The organism is Sphingomonas aestuarii, assembly GCF_054457155.1.
In genome coordinates this window covers 206,226-223,563 of the sequence record NZ_JBTKVV010000002.1, presented here as the reverse complement: position 1 = coordinate 223,563, position 17,338 = coordinate 206,226, and the positions used below count along the sequence as shown (strand labels likewise).

Annotated in this window: 21 protein-coding genes; 8 read left to right on the top strand and 13 right to left on the bottom strand. The window is 64.0% G+C overall.

Annotation, left to right across the window (positions count from 1 at the left end; genetic code table 11):
* Nucleotides 1-149: 149 nt before the first annotated feature.
* From ACX0GZ_RS04320 to ACX0GZ_RS04285, 8 genes are all read right to left on the bottom strand, one after another.
* On the bottom strand, nt 150-2,093 hold the full coding sequence (locus tag ACX0GZ_RS04320; protein ID WP_458813735.1) for a transposase domain-containing protein: 1,944 nt from the start codon (nt 2,091-2,093) through the stop codon (nt 150-152).
* Nucleotides 2,090-2,572 carry a hypothetical protein gene (locus ACX0GZ_RS04315; RefSeq protein ID WP_458813733.1) on the bottom strand — a complete coding sequence of 161 codons (483 nt, stop codon included), beginning with the start codon at nt 2,570-2,572 and terminating at the stop codon, nt 2,090-2,092. The genes ACX0GZ_RS04320 and ACX0GZ_RS04315 overlap by 4 nt, the downstream gene beginning before the upstream one ends.
* Complete coding sequence (locus ACX0GZ_RS04310) at nt 2,569-2,919, bottom strand: hypothetical protein (protein ID WP_458813731.1); 351 nt, start codon at nt 2,917-2,919, stop codon at nt 2,569-2,571. The genes ACX0GZ_RS04315 and ACX0GZ_RS04310 overlap by 4 nt, the downstream gene beginning before the upstream one ends.
* An 88-nt stretch (nt 2,920-3,007) precedes the next feature.
* Nucleotides 3,008-3,373: a hypothetical protein gene (locus ACX0GZ_RS04305; RefSeq protein ID WP_458813729.1), complete on the bottom strand. Its 366-nt coding sequence runs from the start codon at nt 3,371-3,373 to the stop codon at nt 3,008-3,010.
* Nucleotides 3,374-3,384: 11 nt separating this feature from the next.
* Nucleotides 3,385-3,627 (bottom strand): hypothetical protein, encoded by a 243-nt coding sequence (locus ACX0GZ_RS04300; protein WP_458813727.1) that lies wholly within the window; start codon nt 3,625-3,627, stop codon nt 3,385-3,387.
* Nucleotides 3,624-4,124: a LexA family protein gene (locus ACX0GZ_RS04295; protein ID WP_458813725.1), complete on the bottom strand. Its 501-nt coding sequence runs from the start codon at nt 4,122-4,124 to the stop codon at nt 3,624-3,626. The genes ACX0GZ_RS04300 and ACX0GZ_RS04295 overlap by 4 nt, the downstream gene beginning before the upstream one ends.
* Entirely contained in the window at nt 4,121-5,017 is an 897-nt protein-coding gene (locus tag ACX0GZ_RS04290; protein ID WP_458813723.1) for a hypothetical protein, read from the bottom strand. Before ACX0GZ_RS04290 ends, ACX0GZ_RS04295 begins: the two co-directional genes overlap by 4 nt.
* Nucleotides 5,018-5,019: 2 nt before the next feature.
* The gene (locus tag ACX0GZ_RS04285; protein ID WP_458813721.1) at nt 5,020-5,289 is read right to left on the bottom strand and encodes a helix-turn-helix domain-containing protein; all 270 of its coding nucleotides are present in this window, start codon (nt 5,287-5,289) and stop codon (nt 5,020-5,022) included.
* On the opposite strand from ACX0GZ_RS04285, the gene ACX0GZ_RS04280 reads away from it, so the two are divergent.
* The 5 genes from ACX0GZ_RS04280 to ACX0GZ_RS04260 all read left to right on the top strand — a co-directional run bounded on the left by ACX0GZ_RS04280 (nt 5,288) and on the right by ACX0GZ_RS04260 (nt 9,913).
* Entirely contained in the window at nt 5,288-6,037 is a 750-nt protein-coding gene (locus ACX0GZ_RS04280) for an XRE family transcriptional regulator (RefSeq protein WP_458813719.1), read from the top strand. The genes ACX0GZ_RS04285 and ACX0GZ_RS04280 overlap by 2 nt on opposite strands.
* A gap of 9 nt (nt 6,038-6,046) precedes the next feature.
* Complete coding sequence (locus ACX0GZ_RS04275) at nt 6,047-6,571, top strand: hypothetical protein (protein ID WP_458813717.1); 525 nt, start codon at nt 6,047-6,049, stop codon at nt 6,569-6,571.
* Between the two features lie 20 nt (nt 6,572-6,591).
* The gene (locus tag ACX0GZ_RS04270; RefSeq protein WP_458813715.1) at nt 6,592-6,810 is read left to right on the top strand and encodes a hypothetical protein; all 219 of its coding nucleotides are present in this window, start codon (nt 6,592-6,594) and stop codon (nt 6,808-6,810) included.
* A gap of 633 nt (nt 6,811-7,443) precedes the next feature.
* The gene (locus tag ACX0GZ_RS04265) at nt 7,444-8,190 is read left to right on the top strand and encodes an SDR family NAD(P)-dependent oxidoreductase (RefSeq protein WP_458813713.1); all 747 of its coding nucleotides are present in this window, start codon (nt 7,444-7,446) and stop codon (nt 8,188-8,190) included.
* A 151-nt stretch (nt 8,191-8,341) separates the two neighbouring features.
* Entirely contained in the window at nt 8,342-9,913 is a 1,572-nt protein-coding gene (locus ACX0GZ_RS04260) for a peptide chain release factor 3 (protein WP_458813711.1), read from the top strand.
* Between the two features lie 139 nt (nt 9,914-10,052).
* Here ACX0GZ_RS04260 and ACX0GZ_RS04255 read toward each other — a convergent pair whose 3' ends face one another.
* Both ACX0GZ_RS04255 and ACX0GZ_RS04250 read right to left on the bottom strand, forming a co-directional pair.
* Nucleotides 10,053-11,336 (bottom strand): spinster family MFS transporter, encoded by a 1,284-nt coding sequence (locus ACX0GZ_RS04255; RefSeq protein WP_458813709.1) that lies wholly within the window; start codon nt 11,334-11,336, stop codon nt 10,053-10,055.
* A 96-nt stretch (nt 11,337-11,432) separates the two neighbouring features.
* Nucleotides 11,433-13,664, bottom strand: a complete 2,232-nt coding sequence (locus ACX0GZ_RS04250) for a TonB-dependent receptor (RefSeq protein WP_458813707.1) — start codon at nt 13,662-13,664, stop codon at nt 11,433-11,435.
* Nucleotides 13,665-13,780: 116 nt separating this feature from the next.
* On the opposite strand from ACX0GZ_RS04250, the gene ACX0GZ_RS04245 reads away from it, so the two are divergent.
* Nucleotides 13,781-14,458: a TetR/AcrR family transcriptional regulator gene (locus ACX0GZ_RS04245; RefSeq protein WP_458813705.1), complete on the top strand. Its 678-nt coding sequence runs from the start codon at nt 13,781-13,783 to the stop codon at nt 14,456-14,458.
* Between the two features lie 60 nt (nt 14,459-14,518).
* Here the strand turns inward: ACX0GZ_RS04245 and ACX0GZ_RS04240 are convergent, their stop codons facing one another.
* The 3 genes from ACX0GZ_RS04240 to ACX0GZ_RS04230 all read right to left on the bottom strand — a co-directional run bounded on the left by ACX0GZ_RS04240 (nt 14,519) and on the right by ACX0GZ_RS04230 (nt 15,929).
* On the bottom strand, nt 14,519-14,686 hold the full coding sequence (locus ACX0GZ_RS04240) for a GIY-YIG nuclease family protein (RefSeq protein WP_458814355.1): 168 nt from the start codon (nt 14,684-14,686) through the stop codon (nt 14,519-14,521).
* A 197-nt stretch (nt 14,687-14,883) separates the two neighbouring features.
* A complete protein-coding gene (locus ACX0GZ_RS04235) occupies nt 14,884-15,411 on the bottom strand; it encodes a YceD family protein (RefSeq protein WP_458813703.1) in 528 nt (175 codons plus the stop codon).
* A complete protein-coding gene (locus ACX0GZ_RS04230) occupies nt 15,408-15,929 on the bottom strand; it encodes a ubiquinol-cytochrome C chaperone family protein (RefSeq protein ID WP_458813701.1) in 522 nt (173 codons plus the stop codon). Before ACX0GZ_RS04230 ends, ACX0GZ_RS04235 begins: the two co-directional genes overlap by 4 nt.
* Before the next feature lie 146 nt (nt 15,930-16,075).
* Here ACX0GZ_RS04230 and ACX0GZ_RS04225 point away from each other — a divergent pair, with 146 nt between their 5' ends.
* Entirely contained in the window at nt 16,076-16,552 is a 477-nt protein-coding gene (locus tag ACX0GZ_RS04225; RefSeq protein WP_458813699.1) for an outer membrane protein assembly factor BamE, read from the top strand.
* 122 nt (nt 16,553-16,674) lie between these two features.
* Nucleotides 16,675-17,196 carry an RcnB family protein gene (locus tag ACX0GZ_RS04220; RefSeq protein ID WP_458813697.1) on the top strand — a complete coding sequence of 174 codons (522 nt, stop codon included), beginning with the start codon at nt 16,675-16,677 and terminating at the stop codon, nt 17,194-17,196.
* The last annotated feature ends 142 nt before the right edge of the window (nt 17,197-17,338 follow it).

The following is a 17,338-nucleotide window of genomic DNA, read 5'->3' as shown; positions in this document are numbered from 1 at the left end:
CTAGGCCTGACTCTGACTTATGTCCGATCAGCCATGCACGCTGTTCGGCAACGTCGATCTTGTGGTTTGCTGGGTCGATCATGCTATGGGCTTCCTTGCTTCACTTCGTGTTGCGGCCGCGCGCGACTGGACCTCGCGCGCGGCCAATTTCATCGGACCAGGCTCAGATGGCCGAGCCGATCGATGACGGGGTTGAGAGGCACTTCACGAACCTCTGAATGGGTTTTGAGAGCGGCGGCTGCGGAGCCGCGCGCGCGCACCGGTCGAACGACGGTGGGCGTCGGCAACGGCATTTCATCGGCATAATCCGGCAGCATCGCCGCGATCTGCTCGGCATCGAGCAGCTGCTCCAGTTCGGCGGCGTCGCGAACGCGGCGGCGCAGATCGCTTTCCTGCTTGCGCCGCTTCGTCGCCGACGCCTTGTCGAAGAACCCGACCGTCTCGATCGCGGCACACGTCGCGATGAAGCTGCCGTCGCGGGCATAGACATGGACCTCGCCGTGCAGATTGTCGGGGTCGAACCGCACCGTCAGGCGCTTGCCCGCATGGTCCCACAGCTCGGGCGCGAAATAGCGATTGCCTTCAAGCGTGATTTCGCCGGTGCGCCGATCGACCATCCGGTCCTCGGCGGTCAGCAGCGCGATGCGGAGCTGCTCGGGCGTGGCCTTGCCGATCGGGGCGACGGCGTACGATTGGGCGAACACGTCGTCGAAGCTGTGCATTCCCCGCGCCATTTCGGTGCGGCGCTTGGGACGCGCGTTGTGGGCGGCGATTCCGGCCTCGACGATCTCGCGGAACCGGGCAAGCGGCACCGCTGCCAATCCGTAATTCTCTGGCTTCGCATCGGGTTTGTTGCCGGTGTAGCAGCCCGCAAGCGACGGGTGCTTGGCGATCGTGTCGCATAGGTCGCGGAAGGCACGCTCGATCGGCTTCGATTGACCGCGATACGGGGTCGCCCAGTGGATCTGGACGCCCAGCGCGGTCAGGACGCCGGTCGGTTCGTCGTCCTTCACCTTGAAGCGAAAGCGATTCTTGACGCCGCCCGTGATCCATTTCGATGCGAAGGCCCGTCCGTTATCGAGCACCGCCTGCTTCGGGATGCCGAACTTCTGAAACAGGTCGGCGAACACTAGGCGCGTCAGCAGCGCGCTTTCGCTCTCGCCGATCCGCCACGCCAGTATCTTGCGGCTGTATAGGTCTTGGATGGCGACCATGACGACGCGGGCAACCCGGCCGTCCTCATGCCGCACGAACACGTCGAACTTGTGCCCGTCGATGTTGACCGCTTCGAGTGCGTGCAGCTCGGCCACCGACCGCTGCTGCGCAGGGAGCGTGCGGCGGAGCGCCTCGGCCCCTTCGCGCCGCGCGATCACCAGTCGCCCGTCGACTTCGCGTTCCACCTTGCGGCGCAAGGTGCGTTCGTGCGGAATTTTAAGCCCGCGCTGGTCGGCATAGCCGCGAACCATCCGCCAGTAGCAGCTGGTGAACGTCGGCTTTTCGGGCCGGAGATAGTCTGACAGCAGAAACTGCCAGGCACCGGCATCGATGTCGCACGCCGATCCGCCACCCGTCCGCTTCGGTGCGAGGAACGGCAAGCGATCACTCACCCCGATTCCGTCGATATCGCGAAGCCATCCCCACAACGTGGATGCGCCTACCGATGCTTGCGCCGCGACGGTTGCCACCGCGGCCGACCGGGTAAGACCGGCAGCTTCCTGCGCCTCGACCAACGCGATGATCTGCAACCGGCGCTCGGCCTCAATCTTGTCCTTGGCGCTCTGGCCGTCGAACCAGCGCCACATTTGCGAAGCGCGACTCTCCGGTTCCGCCGCCACATCGGCGACCACCGTTACGCCGAGCTGCGCCAGCGTCGTGCGCGCCGCAGCGGGCAAAACGTCGATGTGATATTCCAGCCCGCCGCCGCGCGCCTGGCGCGGACGCGCCAGCGGTTCGCCCGCTTTCCCGGTCGCGAGCGCCCACCCCTCGGCAGCGGCACGCTCGTTGATCTTCCGCTTGGTCTTGGGCAACCCCGGCAGGGCCATGTCGGCCAGCTCGGCGGCAGTGTACCAAACCTTTCCCCCACCAACTTTCACTTAGCGGAACTCCCCGAATTGATCGATTGGCGCTCGATTGGCTGAACCCGCGCTGCCACGGCCTTCCGCCGTGCTTTCAGGCGCGCCATTTGGCTGTCGATGTGACCGAGTTCTGCGGTTGCAATTTCTTCGCCGACCAACAGCGCCGCGCCGATCCTGCGGACCAGGCCGTCGAGCAGATCGTGGCGATCGGTCGCGGCGATCAGCGCCAGCAACCGGTGGGCGGAGATATTGTGCGCGTCGCGCGCTTCCGACGCATAGGCGTCCAGCATGGTCTTGGAGACGGTTTCACCCGACAGCGCCGACATCGCGCCTGCAATTTCGTCTCGCGATCGAGCGTCCTCTTTCAGGATCAAGGACACGGTGGCCGCGATCACTCGATCCAGCCCGGCAAGCTCCGCCTCCCGGCGCGCAGGCGCGGGCGGATCAAAGGTGAAGCCAAGCTGATTGGGACTGATCGAGGGGCGGCGCTTGGTCACCGGGTCTGCACCCCGTCATCCAGCACCGCGTCGGCTAGTCCGCTCGACGCCACCACTTCGATGATCGTCAGCGCCAACTGATAGACGCTGACTTGACGCGCCCGTGCCGCCTTGCGGAGCCGCTGCTGCACGTCGAGTGGCAACACCAACGACGACCGCGACGGCGTCCAACCCTGCTCGGCCTGACGCGCTGCTTTCCGCTCGGCGCTGATCGCCAGCGCCGAGACCGTCTTGACCTCAATCCCAATGCGATTGGCGATTTCTCGATCCGGCACGCCCTCGGCGCGCAGACCGACAACCGCCGCCGATCGCGAGGGATATCCCAGGCAGGGGCGACCGCCGCTCATGCGAAGCGCACCGCAGTCGCGATGATGATCGCCCACAGGATGACCGACAGGCCGCTCGCGCCGACCAGAACGCGTGCAAACCGCGCGCTCACGCTGCAAACCCCTTAGCGCGGGCCAGCTCGATCAACGCGGCGGCATCAAGCGGATCGAAATGACCGCTAACCCACCACCGGGTGGTGCCGTGATTGCTGCTTTCCGCCACCGATACCGACACGCCGTTCGCGCGCAGGAAAGCCAGTGCCGCCGCCGAGCCCTGCAACGGTGTCGCCAGCTTAACGACATTGCGCGGCTTAGGCTCGTTGCCGCCGATGCGAATGCGCGGCGTCGCTGGCTTGGGTAGGCGCGGCCCGCGACCTTCATCCGCCGCAACCTTCTCGAAAATGCCAAGCAGCCGAGTGATCAGCAGCGGGGAAACTTCGCGCGGGGCCGCGCGGACATTGGAATTCTGGGTCACCATTGCTGCCATCATTGGACTGGACGTTGCGGTTCGCCTTGGGCCTCGGCCGCGGGCATTTGATCGGAGGGGATCGCCGGGGCGGCTGTGCCGCAGGCATTGGCCCGCGCGGCGATCCGCTGCTGGTACAGCGCCTCTTGATCCTGGGCGATGCGACGACGGGCTTCGTCCATCGAGACTTCGTCGCGGACGGCGCGCTGGAACACGCGAAGGTTTTCGGCGCGAGCGATGGGGTCGGCTGCGCGGGGCATCATGAACGTCCCCCATCAATGAGATCGCGGGCGCGGCGCACGGCGTCGCCGTAGGCAACTTCGTCCCGCCGTCCGAAACTGGTCAGAATTTCCTGCTGAAGTGCGCGGGGGAGCTGCGACCAATGGTCCCAGCACATCAGGTGCCCGCGCCGGACTTCGACATGACAGCTATCGGCCGCACAGGTGACGGCCCGTCGTCCGTAATTCAGCGCGCGAGGCCGCGCGAGCGCGTCCATCGTTACACCGCGACGTGCCAGCTCTGCGCGGATTTCGTCCGTGGGAACAGTCCGCAGGTCCGCCGCTTCGGCCAGCTCTAGACCGCGCGAGGCTGCACTGCGCCGCCGCAGCTTCCCACGTGCAACCAGACCGTCGATCGCCGAAACAGCAGCGCCGCGCGACCTGCCAAGATGCGTAGCAACCTCGCGTTGCGTCGGCGCGACGCCGATCGTGGAAATATGCTCCCGCACAAAGTCGAGCGTTCGGAGTTGCTGGGGGCTCATTTTTCACCCCCTTCGCTCACCAGCTTGAAACCGGCCGGGAGCAGATCGCGTAGATGGGCAAGCGCCCCTTTGCGCTCGGCTAGCGCCATCCGTTGGAACGTGCCGATAAAGGTCGAGAGCCGCTTTGCCTCGGCATCCGGTTTCGGCTTTGCGGCGGCGGATTTAGTGGCTTCCGCCACAGTCTTCGCGCCGCCCGAAACGAGCTTCTCGACTGCGTCCGCCTGCTCCTGCTCCCCAAGCTTGGCGAGCGCTCGAAGCTGTGTCCCGTTCGACACGATGGGATGCCGAGCGTCGCGCAGCCTCGAAATCAGGGAAGGGACCAAGCTGCGGTAGAGCAGCAGGTCGTTGCGGACAGTGCGCCCGGTAAATCCGATTTCAGCCCCGACCTCTTCCGACCAGCCATAGACGTTGGAAATCGTTTCCAACGTATCGGCCGTGTCCAGAGCAATCTGGCGGCTCAGCTTCTGCGGAACCGACGATGTCCGATGCGCGTCCGCCTCAATTCCGGCACGCTCCTTTTGTAGGCGAACGAGCTGTGCAACGGCGGCGGCGCGCTCCAGCGGATCGTTTGCGCGCCGAAATAGGTTCTCCACCGCTTCTCGGCGTTGGCGGCTTGCCGGATTGGCCGAGACCACCCGGCATTCAATCCCTTCCATTCCGACGATCCGCGCACCCGTCAGGCGGTGTCCGCCAGGACCGGCCAGAAACCAACCGTTCTGCCCAGGCAACCGACACACATCGATCGGGTAGATTTGCCCGTCACGAACCATCGAACGGCCCTGCGCCTCGGCAAATACCGGATCGATCGGACGCAGCCGATCACCGATCGTAATCTCGGTCGGATCGAGGATGATGATTTCACCCGCGGATACGGGTTCAGCGGCAACGGACATGTCTATTGCCCTCCCGCATTTAGACGATGCGGCCGGGATTTCCGTTTGCTAGACCGCTCCACATGAGTGGAGTCGCGAACGATCACCAATTGATCAGCATCGACACCGAGCAGGTCCGCCACGGCTTGCTTGGCAGCGGCCGATTGCCCGCGGAGCAAGTCGCGGACAACCTGCGACTTCAGGTTGTTCGCGTCGGCAAAAGCCTCAATCGAACCATGCTTTATTCTGATTTCTGCCTTCACCACTTCGCGGTGCAGGGTCACGATTGACATGACCGACGATCCTTCAGTTGCCACGAACGTGGATATTAACTCCACAAACGGGGCAAGTAAAGTCACATTCGTGGAATCCCTCGCAAAACGTGTTCGAGCGCGCGCTCGGTCGGCAGGTCTGGATCAGGCGAAGGTTGGAAAAATCCTTGGCTTGCCTAGCTCTAGCGTGGGAAATTATTGGGCAGGCAAGCGCGTCTGGCCGACCGAGACACTCGGCCCGTTAGCTACGGCGCTCAACACGAACGTGGGCTGGCTGATCGGCCATGAGACCCGTCTTCAACAGATTGCGAGCGGGGCAATTGCCCCGTCGCTGGATCACGCTGCGGCGTTGGAAGAGGAGTTTGACCTAGTCCAGGTGCAGGAGATCGATCTTGCCTATGGGCTCGGTGGCCAGTTTTCTGACGGCCCGGTTGAAGTCCGAACGCATCATTTCCCTCGCGATTGGGTCCAATCGATCACGGCAACCCCGGCGTCGATGCTGACCATCGCGCGTGGTCGCGGCGATTCGATGCAGCCGACGATCCAGGATGGCGACATGGTTATCATCGACCGATCGCAGCGCACGATCCGCGAACAGGATGCGATGTGGGCACTTACAATCGGCGATTTCGCAATGATCAAGCGGGTACGTAGCCGCGGTGAGCGAATTCAGATACTATCTGACAACACTTTGGTGCCTATGGATGAAGCGCACCACGAAGAGATCAATGTTGTCGGCCGTGTGATTTTCGTCGGTCGGCGCGTTTAGGGGGCCAGAATGATCGGAACTGTAGCGACATTGTTGGCAATGCTATTGGCCGGGCCTGATCAGACTGATCGCCGCGATCCGCACGCCGATGTTGGCCCCTGGTCGATCACTCGCCTCGATAATTCTTGCAGCATGATCGCAGCCTTCGAAGGCGGATCGTTCGTCCACGTTCGCTATGATGCGCGACTGGGCGAGGCAATCCTGTCGATTGCAGACCCTGCATTTCAGTCGGTCGCCGAGGGCGAGACATATCAATTGGACGTGTCTTTCCAATCCGCCGACCGTCAGCAAACCTATTCCGATGTCAAATTCGTGGGCGGGCAACTGCCCGCTCCAAATCGGATGGTCACCACAATCTTCGAAGCACCGCCTTTTCTCGATCAGCTCTCTACGTATGAAGGGCTTCGAGTGACGCGAGGGTCGGCGACGGTGGCCAGCACCTCTTTGAATGGTACTGCACCAGCCGTCGATGCGTTGCGTCGGTGCGCGGACGAAGTCGCGCGGACGAACCCGAGCGATCCTTTCGCCCGCTGATTGAGATGATCGATCAGAGGGTGCGCCTTCGCCAGCTCGCCGACGATCGCGCCGTAAGCTTGGAGAGCTTGTCCCGGTTGCTCGGTCGCAACCCGGCATATCTGCAACAGTTTGTTGCCCGCAGTTCGCCCAAAAGGCTCGACGAAGATGATCGTCTGAAGCTGGCCCAGTTCTTTCAGATCGACGAACGCGAACTCGGCGCTCGTGATCCGTGGTCGCCAGCCGATGTCGGAGCCTGAGCGCTCACCCTGGGGCGTTCGCATTGAGACCGCCGTCTTGGGTGCGATCGTCGTCACTGCGATAATCGCATCGATCGCCAGCCTGGTTCCGGGCAGATGACCAGGGCGGAAAACGGTCCCACTTAAAGCACAGTGGTCAGTCGCCGCACTGCCGTTAAGCGGCGGCGAAAGTCCCGCGCCATCGGCGTTTTTCGGAAGTGGGACGCGAATGCGGAAGTGGGACCATGCAAGTCCCACTTGTCGATGATGGAACGCGGGCCGCTCCATCGGTTGCCTGACGACTTAGGCGCGTCTTTCGTCCCGATTTTGCTAGCTTAAGACGCTTCTAAGAAGCGAACGGCCTTGACGCCGCCCACTCCAGCCGCTCCTGTCACAGCGATGTCTAAACCGCCTGGGACTCTTGACAATGAACCACCCGCCGCGAAACCGCGAGAAGCCGCGAAAAACCTCATTGTCCGGGGGCAATCCCACGACATCCCGCAAAATCCCGGTAAATCCCGGCTACTCCAGCCTCAACTGTCACCTAACAAGGGGGCAGGCCTCAAGCGCTGTGCGACGTTGCACGCCCCCTCCGTCAGCGCTTCGCGCTGCCACCTCCCCACATGTGGGGAGAAACTGAGTAGGGAGACACAGATGCCGACCGTTCTCATTACCGGAGCCACCGCCGGAATCGGCGAAGCCGCCGCGCGTGAATTCGTCGGCGCGGGCTGGAACGTCGTCGGCACCGGGCGGCGCGCGGAGCGGCTGGATGCGCTCAAGACCGAACTGGGCGACACCTTCCATCCCGCCGTTTTCGACGTCACCGACGAGGCCGCGCGCGACGCCGCGCTCGACACGCTGCCCGGCGACTTTGCGCGGATCGACTGCCTCATCAACAATGCCGGGCTCGCGCGCGGCACCGCGCCCGCGCAAGCCGCGCACCTCGACGACTGGCGCGTGATGATCGACACCAACGTCACCGCGCTCGTCTCGCTCACCCACAAACTGCTGCCCGGCCTGATCGAGCGAAAGGGCGCGATCATCAACCTGTCGTCGGTCGCCGCGACCTATCCCTATACCGGCGGCAATGTGTATGGCGGGACCAAGGCGTTCGTGCATCAATTCTCGCTTGGCCTGCGCAGCGACCTGCATGGCACCGGCGTTCGCGTCACCTCGATCGAGCCGGGCATGGTGGAAACCGAATTCACCCTGGTCCGCACGGGCGGCAACCAGGCGGCGTCCGACAAGCTCTATGGCGGCGCCAATCCGATGACGGCGGAGGATATTGCCGAAACCCTGCTATGGGTCGCAACCTTGCCGCCACACCTCAACATCAACACGCTCGAACTGATGCCCGTTTCGCAATCCTTTGCCGGGTTTCAGGTCGCGCGCGAAGGTTGAAGGCCGAGCCTTGCCCCTCACCCTCATTCCCGCGTAGGCGGGAAACGAAGTTCGGCGTAAGCCAATCCATATTCTCTGACTTTCCGACTCCTTCGACACGGCATGGGCTATGGATCCCCGCCTTCGCGGGGATGACGACTAGAGGCATTCGATGACCACCCCCCAAGACCGCCGCACCTTCGCGATCATCTCGCATCCCGATGCGGGCAAGACCACGCTCACCGAAAAGCTGCTGCTGTTCGGCGGTGCGATCCATCTTGCCGGTGAGGTAAAGGCGCGCGGGGCAGCGCGGCGCGCGCGGTCGGACTGGATGAAGATCGAGCAGCAGCGCGGGATTTCGGTCACCTCGTCGGTGATGACGTTCGAGCGCGAGGGGATTACCTTCAACCTGCTCGATACGCCGGGACACGAGGATTTCTCCGAAGACACCTATCGCACGCTGACCGCGGTCGACAGCGCGGTCATGGTGATCGACGTCGCCAAGGGCATCGAAAGTCAGACGCGAAAACTGTTCGAAGTGTGCCGCCTGCGATCCGTCCCGATCATCACCTTCGTCAACAAGGTCGATCGCGAAGGCCGCGAGGTGTTCGAGACGCTGGACGAAATCGCCGACCTGCTGGCGCTTGATGTCACGCCGATGACCTTTCCGGTCGGCATGGGCGGCCAGTTTGAGGGCATCTACGACTTGGTCGGCAACCGCCTGCTGCTGCCCGAGGGGCCGAGCCGCGAGTTTCAGGGCAAGGTGGTCAAGGTGTCGGGCCTCGACGATCCCAAGCTCGACGAACTGCTCTCCGAACAGGGTCTCGCCAAGCTGCGCGAGGATGCCGAACTGGCGATGGCGGGCTATGCCGATTTCGATGCGGAGGCCTATCGCAACGGCGACCTGACGCCCGTTTATTTCGGTTCCGCGCTCAAGGAATTCGGCGTCGATACGTTGATCGCGGCGCTCGCCGAACACGCCCCCTCTCCGCGTCCGCAGCCTGCCGAGCCTGCGCCGGTCGAGCCATCGAACGATGAAGTCACCGGCTTCATCTTCAAGGTGCAGGCCAATATGGACCCCAACCACCGCGACCGCATCGCGTTCATGCGGCTGGTATCGGGGACGTTCAAACGCGGCATGAAGCTGACCCCCACCGGCCACGGCAAGCCGATCGCGGTGCATTCGCCGATCCTGTTCTTCGCCCGCGAACGCGAACTGGCGGACGAGGCGTTTCCGGGCGACATCATCGGCATCCCCAATCACGGGACGCTGCGGGTCGGCGACACGCTGTCCGAACGCGCCGATGTGCGCTTCACCGGCCTGCCCAATTTCGCGCCCGAAATTTTGCGCCGCGTCGCGCTGAAAGATCCGACCAAGACCAAGCAGCTCCGCAAGGCGCTGGACGACATGGCCGAGGAAGGCGTGACCCAGGTCTTCTATCCCGAGATCGGGTCGAACTGGATCGTCGGCGTCGTGGGCCAGTTGCAGCTGGAGGTGCTGATTTCCCGGCTTGAGGCCGAATACAAGGTCGCGGCGGGGCTGGAGATGGCCCCGTTCGAAACCGCGCGCTGGATTTCGGCAGAAGACCCGGCGGAGTTGAAGGCGTTCATGGACATCAACCGCAGCGCGATGGCCACCGACCGCGACGGCAATCCGGTGTTCCTGGCGAAATCGGCGTGGGAAGTCGGCTATGTCGCCGATCGCTATCCCAAGGTGAAGTTCGCGGCGACTAGGGAACGGTAACCCGCAATATACACGTCAAGCGCGAGAGTGTGATGATTGCATCAAATCATTACCAAGACCGTCATTCCCGCGAAGGCGGGAATCCATAACCGCCAACATAGATTATGGATTCCCGCCTTCGCGGGAATGACGAAGAAAGTCAGCCCGCGACCGGTTCCTCGATCCAATCCTTGCGCAGCGACTTCGCGCCCAGCAACGCCAGCGCGGTCGCGATGAAATAGAAGGCGGTCGCGGCAACCATCGCGTAACGCAGCGCCTCGTCGCCATAAGCCGGCGTCAGCTGGTCGGACAGGATGCCGATGCTCCACGACCCCAGCCCCAGTCCGATCAGATTATTGATGAGGAGGAAGCTGGCGGACGCGGTCGCGCGCATGCTCGGCGGGACCAGATGCTGAACGGCGGTGGTCAGCGGACCCAGCCACAGGATGTTGAGACCGTTGGGGATCAGCAGCAGCGCCCAGGCCCAAACCGGATTTTCGCTCAGAAACCCCAATGCGAACAAAGGCGCGCTCGCCAGCCAGGCATAGGCCGGCAGCCGTGCGTAATTGGCCTTGTCCCCGCCCATCCGGTCGGCGAGCCAGCCGCCCGCGAACACGCCCGCGACGCCGCCGATCAGCAGCAGCGATCCGAAGAACCAGCTGGTTTCGATCAGGGTAAAGCCGAAGCTGCGCACCAGCAGCGACGAGGTCCAGAAGGCAAGGCCGTAGCCGCACAGCGAACTCATCGACGCGGCGAACGCCAGCAGCCAGAAGCTGCGCTTCTTCGCAAGAATGCCGAACACCGCGCCCATCGGCACCTTTGGCGCGTCGGCGGCGGGCTTCACGCGGCGCGGTTCCTTGACGATCATGCGGAAGAACGGCGCGATCACCACACCCGCAAGCCCGATGACGATGAACGCCGCGCGCCAGTCGACCGTGGCGGCGATCCACGCCCCGAACAACACGCCGGAGGCAAGGCCGATGGGGATTCCCAGCGAATAGATGGCGAGCGCGCGGGCGCGCTGATGCGGGGGGAAATAATCGGCGATCGTCGCATAGCTCGGCGCAACGCCGCCCGCTTCACCCACGCCGACGCCGATTCGGTAGATCAGCAGCTGCACGAAATTGGTGGCGATCCCGCACAGCGCCGTGAACCCGCTCCATACCACCAGCGAGATGGTGATGACCCAGGTGCGGTTGGTACGATCGGCAAGCAGCGCCAGCGGGATCGCCAGCGTCGAATAGAGGACAGCAAAGGCCAGGCCGCCGAGCAGGCCCAATTGGCTGTCGGTCAGGCCCAGGTCGGCCTTGATCGGCACCGCGAGGATGCCGAGAATCTGACGGTCGAGAAAGTTGAAGGTATAGACGAGCAGCAGCATCGCCAGCACCGCAGCGCGGTAGCGCGGCGTCGTGTCTTCGGGCGCGATCGTGCCTCCGAATTGCATTGCGAACCCCTCCCCTATCTTCTCAAGACGCAGCGGGCCGGGCACGCCGTTACCAAGCGCACCCGGCCCCGCCCCCTTGTTATGCCGTGATTTCGATCAGAAGCGATAGCCGATGTTGAACGTCGCCGTGCGCGGCGGGCCGTAATAGCCGATGATCGAGTTGCCGAAGAGCGCGCCGGGGAAATTATAGCCGCCCACGCGGTAGCGTTCGTCGGTCAGGTTGCGCAGGTTGACGCCGACCGTCAGCCGTTCGTCGGGCGCGACCCAGTTGGCCGACGCATCGACCAGGAAATAGCCGTCCTGGTCGAGTGCGGGCGTCGGAATCTCGAACATCGACACGTCGCTGCGCAGCGACACCGCAGGCGTCACCGACAAACGACCGCCCATCAGGTCGGCGCTCCAGGTCGCCGACGCGCTGGCGGTGAACTCCGGCGTATTCTGGAACACCCGCTGGTCCGCCACGTCGACCGGCGTGGTGCCGCCGCCGATGAAGGTCAGGAATTCCTTGTAGTCGGCGTTGGTATAGCCCAGCGTCATCGTCGCCGAGAAATTGCGGCTCGGCACGATCCGCGCTTCGGCCTCGGCGCCCCAGATATCGGCGCGGCCGGCATTGTCGACGAAGCTGGCGATGCCACCCAGGACGTTGGGCACCTGGATGGTGACCTGTTGATCCTTGTATTTCGAATGATAGCCCGCGAGGTTCAGGAACAGGGTGCGGTCGAGGAACGCGCCCTTCATCCCGATTTCGTAGCTGTCGATCTTTTCTGGCGCATAGCCGTCGACCGTGGTCGGGGTGAACAGCGCGTCGCCGCGCATGTCGAACCCGCCCGATTTGAAGCCCTTGCCGTAGGAGGCATAGAAGTTCAGCTCGGGACGCACTTCGTAGCTCAGCGACACGCGCGGCGTGAACTGCTCGAAATCGCGCTCGTTGGTGTAATCGGTGCGGATCAGGCCGGGGATCGCGGCGGCATTGCCGAAGCGCGGGCTGCGGATGCCGGTGAAGTTCTGGCGGAAGACCGTCCCTTCCTTGGTGTCCTTGGTATAGCGGCCGCCGACCGAAATGCTGAACTGGTCGGTCACGTCGAAGCTGACATCACCGAACGCGGCATAGCTTTCGGTCTTTACCTCGCCCGAAGTCAGCGTGGTGGTGTTGAGCAGGCCAACCACGGTGTCGAACGCGCCCGCGGCACGACCGTTCAGATAATAGAGCCCGACGACGCCCTGCACCCGGTCGCCTTCGTAGAGCAGCTGCAATTCCTGGGTGAACTGGCGATCCTCGTAACGCGCCGGGATGTCGAGCGTCGGCAGGCGCGTATTGTCGAAATCGATCACCGTGTCCGATTCGCCCTGGCGATAGGCGGTGATCGTCTTGAACGTCAGCGCGGGCGACAGGCCGATTTCACCGGTGAACGATAGCCCCTGCGTCACCACCCGGTTGTCGTCGCCGATCCCGGCGCGCGTATCATAGACGCTGGCGGTCGGTGCATAGATCGGGTCGGCCCCGTTGGGCAGCAGCCGGGTGCCGTGGCGCGGGTTCGACTTGTCAAGCACGCGGTCGCCCGCCAGACGAAAGAAGATCGTGTCGGTCGGGTTGTATTCCGCCGACAGTCGGGCTGCGACCACGTCCTTGTCATAATGCTCGGCACCGGTGGTCAGGTTGGTGCCATAGCCGTCGCGCCAGTAGCGCGCGACCGCGCCGCCTATGGAGAAGCCGTCGAACACTGGCACCGTCACCTGGCCGATCAGGTCGATCTGATCGTAGGAGCCATAGGCCGCGCGCGCCGAACCCTCGAACTCGTTGCCAAGCCGCTTGGTGACATATTTGATCGCACCACCGATGGTGTTGCGGCCATAGAGCGTGCCCTGCGGCCCGCGCAGCACCTCGACCCGCTCGACGTCGAAGATGTCGAGCACGGCACCCTGGGGACGCGCGACGTAGACGTCATCGACATAGAGGCCGACGCCGGGTTCGAAGCCCCAGAGCGGATCCTGCTGGCCGACGCCGCGCGAGAAAGCGATCAGCGTGGAATTCGATCCGCGCGCGATCTGCAGCGTCAAATTGGGGGTCTTGTCCTGCAGCACAGTGATATCGACCGCGCCGGTATCGCGCAGCGTATCGCCCGTCACCACCGACATCGAAATCGGCACGTCGATCAGGCTTTCCTCGCGGCGGCGCGCGGTAACGACGATGTCGCCGCCATCCTGTTCCTCAACGATCGGCGCGCCATCGGTGCCCACGTCCTGCGCCAGCGCAGGGGCGGCGGTCAGCGCGCCGAGGGCAACACCGAGATTGAACATCGTGCGCGCGGAAATGATTGGACGTGCCATCGGAACCCCTCCCTTAAGATAATGCGACCCGGTTGCTCCGGGTTGTGCGAGCTTGACGGACGCTATACTGAAACCTGAACCGGGTTTCAACTTGGGAATTAGGGAAGGAAGCGCGAGTGGCCGAACACCGTGTCCGCGCGGCAACAAAACCGGATGTCGCAGCCGCCGCCACAACGCTTGACGACACCGGGTCGGCAGCGAGTGCGGGCAAGGAACCGCGCACCGCGCGCGGTCGCCGGACGTTGCGTGCGATCCTGGACGCCGCCGCGCTGGAGTTCGGGGAAAAGGGGTTTCACGACGGGTCGATCAGCGGGATCACCCGCCGCGCGGGCGTCGCGCTGGGCAGTTTCTACACCTATTTCGATTCGAAGGACGCGGTGTTCCGCGCGCTCGTCCGCGACATGTCCGACCAGGTTCGCGATCACGTCGCGCCCGCGATTCGGCAGGCACCGGACCAGATCGCGGCGGAACGCGCCGGCCTGCTCGAATTCCTGCGCTTTGTCCGCGAGCACAAGGAAATCTACCGGATCATCGACGAAGCCGAATTCGTCGATCCCGACAGCTTTCACGCCCATTATGCGACCACCGCCGACCGCATCGCCAAGCGGCTGGCAGCGGCCGGCGATCGCGGCGAGGTCCAGCCCGGGCTATCCGAAATTCACGCGTGGGCGATCATGGGCATGAACGTGTTTCTGGGCCTGCGCTACGGTGTGTGGTCGAAGGACGAAGCACCCGAGGATGTCGCGGATGTGATTGCGGAGATGCTGGCAAAGGGGATTGGGATGCGGGGTTGATAGCAAGCGCCCGTCTTATTTTTTTCTCCGTCATCCCAGCGAAAGCTGGGATATCAGGCCTCACGCGAGCGTATCGTAAAGGTCGCACCAGTCGGCGTTGCCGCTCTCGATCAGCGCGACACGCCATTCGCGAATCCATGTCTTTATTCGCTTCTCCCGCACGATGGCATCATGGATATCGTCATGCCATTCGGCATAGACCAGAATCTTGATCCCAACTTGCGGCAATAGGCCGACCCATGATTTTCGCGGTGTTGGGTCATCCGTTCGGCCAGATAGGCTGTAACGCCGGTGTAGATCATGCCCTCGGGTTTATTCGCTGCGATGTAGACCCCGCCGCCTGTCATATCTCCAGCCTACCCCATGCCGCCTGATATGCCAGCTTTCGCTGGCATGACGGGTGGGGGATTGTGCCTGGCGGCCCCTCACCCCGTCCCCAACCCCTTCAAGGCCGCGAAGGGACTGCTCGCCAGCTTCGCCTCGTCCTCGCTCAGCACACCCGCCGCTTTCAGCGCCGCTTCGGCTTGCGGGCTGCGCGGGAAGGGATCGAGCGCCAGCGCCAGCGTTTCGGCCGCCGCTTCGCCAAGGTCGATCGCGCCGCCGCGATAATCGACGGTGTCGAGCGCCTGGGTATCGAGTTCGACCTCCTCCGCCGGATCGTCGCGTTCGGGGACGAAACGGATCGCGAGGTCGGTGTCGATCGCCGCAGGCACGGGTTCGTCGCTGGCGATGCAGCGCTGGACCACGGCAGCCGACAGGCGACCGGTCGCGATCACGTCGTCGCCTTCGCGGCTCAGGCTCACCGTTGCGTCCAGCCGGTCGATCGCGATAAGCCCGAACCGCGCGGCGAGCGCGACGCGCTCGGCCTCGTCGGCGGTCAGGTCGTGCGCGCTGGCACCTGCGCCGATGCGGTCCAGCCGGACCAGACGGCTGAATTCGGGCGCCACGTTCATGGCAACGGCCCCCGCTCGAACGCCGCAACGTCGCCCGCCATCAGCCGCGCGTGAAAGGCGCGTAGTGCTTCATCGACATAGACGACCTGCGCGTCTTCCGGCGATTGATCGCGGTAGAGGTTGCGGCGCAATCCCGGCGTCAGATCACCCGCTGCCAGCCCCTCGCGATACGCGCCCAGCCGTCCGCCGAGCATCGCCATCATCCGCCCGATATGCTTGCCGACGACGATGTCGCCGATCCCCATCTGGCGCAGCTGGCCGTCCATGTCGTCGACGAATCGCTCGGCGAGCGCGGCGTTCAGTTCCTCGTTCCCCGGCACGGCCTCCAGCCGCAGCAGCACCATCGACAGCACGGCGGCGACCATGTCGAACCGCCCGTCGACCGTATCGGCGACCCCGCCCGCCAGATACCAGTGTTCCTCCCGCGCCTTCGCCACGACCGCCGCATAGAGCGCATCGCCGCGCTGCACCCGTTGTCGGCCGAGCAGCCTGTCGAGCAATCCCATCGTGATTCCCATATCGTCCCGCGGGCACCCGCGACCGCGCCGGAAACGCGGTTGGTGGCCAAGCGGCTTGTTTGCCGGTTCGTGCCCGCATATTGAGGGCTTCGACACGCGATGCAATGCGCGAGAAGGATCGTGCGCGCTCGCCTGAGGAGAATGTGATGGCGTTGATTTCGGGTTTTTCGGCCAGGCGCGTGGCGTTCGCGCTGGCCTGCACGGCAATGCTGGCGACGGGCGCGTGCACCAAATCGCGCAGCTTCACCGGTTATGTGACCGATGCCGATCTGGTCAATTCGATCTCGCCCGGCGTCGACAATCGCGATTCGGTGATGCGGACGCTGGGCAGCCCGACCTTTGCCGCGCAGTTCGATCAGGGCGACTGGTATTATTTCGGTCGTGAAAACCGCAATTTCGCGTTCCAGAAGCCCGATCCGACGCAACAGACGGTGCTGCGCATCCAGTTCGACCAGGCCGGCACGGTAACCGCCATCACCCGTGAGGGACTGGAAAACGTCGCCAATATCACCCCGACGTCGAAAAAGACGCCGACTCTCGGCAGCGAGCGCGGATTCTTCCAGGATCTGTTCGGCAATATCGGCACCGTCGGTGCTGGCGCGCCCCCGCCCCAGCAGCAATAAGCGTCCACGCCACCTTTCGTTTTCCTGACCGGCGCATTCCCGCGCCGTTCAGGACGAATCGGCCAAATACTCCTTCATGGTCGAAACCCGGACAGGGTGAGACCGAATTGAAGGAGGTTTGTATGCGTAAGACCTTGATCGCGTCGCTGATCGCTGCGGTGGCCATGCCCGCCGCGATCGTTCCGGCGACCGCCAATGCCCAGTCGAACCGCGAAATCCGCGAAAATCGCCGTGATCTGCGCGAGGAGCGTCGCGAACTGCGCCAGGCGCAGCGCTATGGCGATCGCCGCGACGTGCGGGAGCAGCGCCGCGACGTGCGCGACGCCCGCCGCGACCTGAACCAGAGCGTGCGCGAGCGCGACCGCCGCTGGGGCCGCAACGACTGGCGCGACTATCGCAACAGCAATCGCGCGCTCTACGCCCGCGGCAACTGGCGCGCGCCGTTCCGCTACAACCAGTTTCGCCCCGGTGCGCGCATCGCGCCGACCTATTACGCCCAGCGTTACTGGATCAACGATCCGTGGCGCTATCGCCTCCCGCCGGTCAGCCGCAACCAGCGCTGGGTCCGCCACTATAACGATGTGGTGCTGATCGATTACCGGCGCGGGGTCGTGGTGGACGTGATCCGCGGCTTCTACTGGTAAGACCCGGTCCAATGGCCGCGCCGCGATAAGCCTCGGCGCGGCCGGATGCCGAACGGCATCAGTCCCCGAAAGGGAAAGGACCGCACGCGAAACGCTCGGGATGCCGATTGGCTCCCGGGCGTTTTGTTTTGGTACAGCGCGG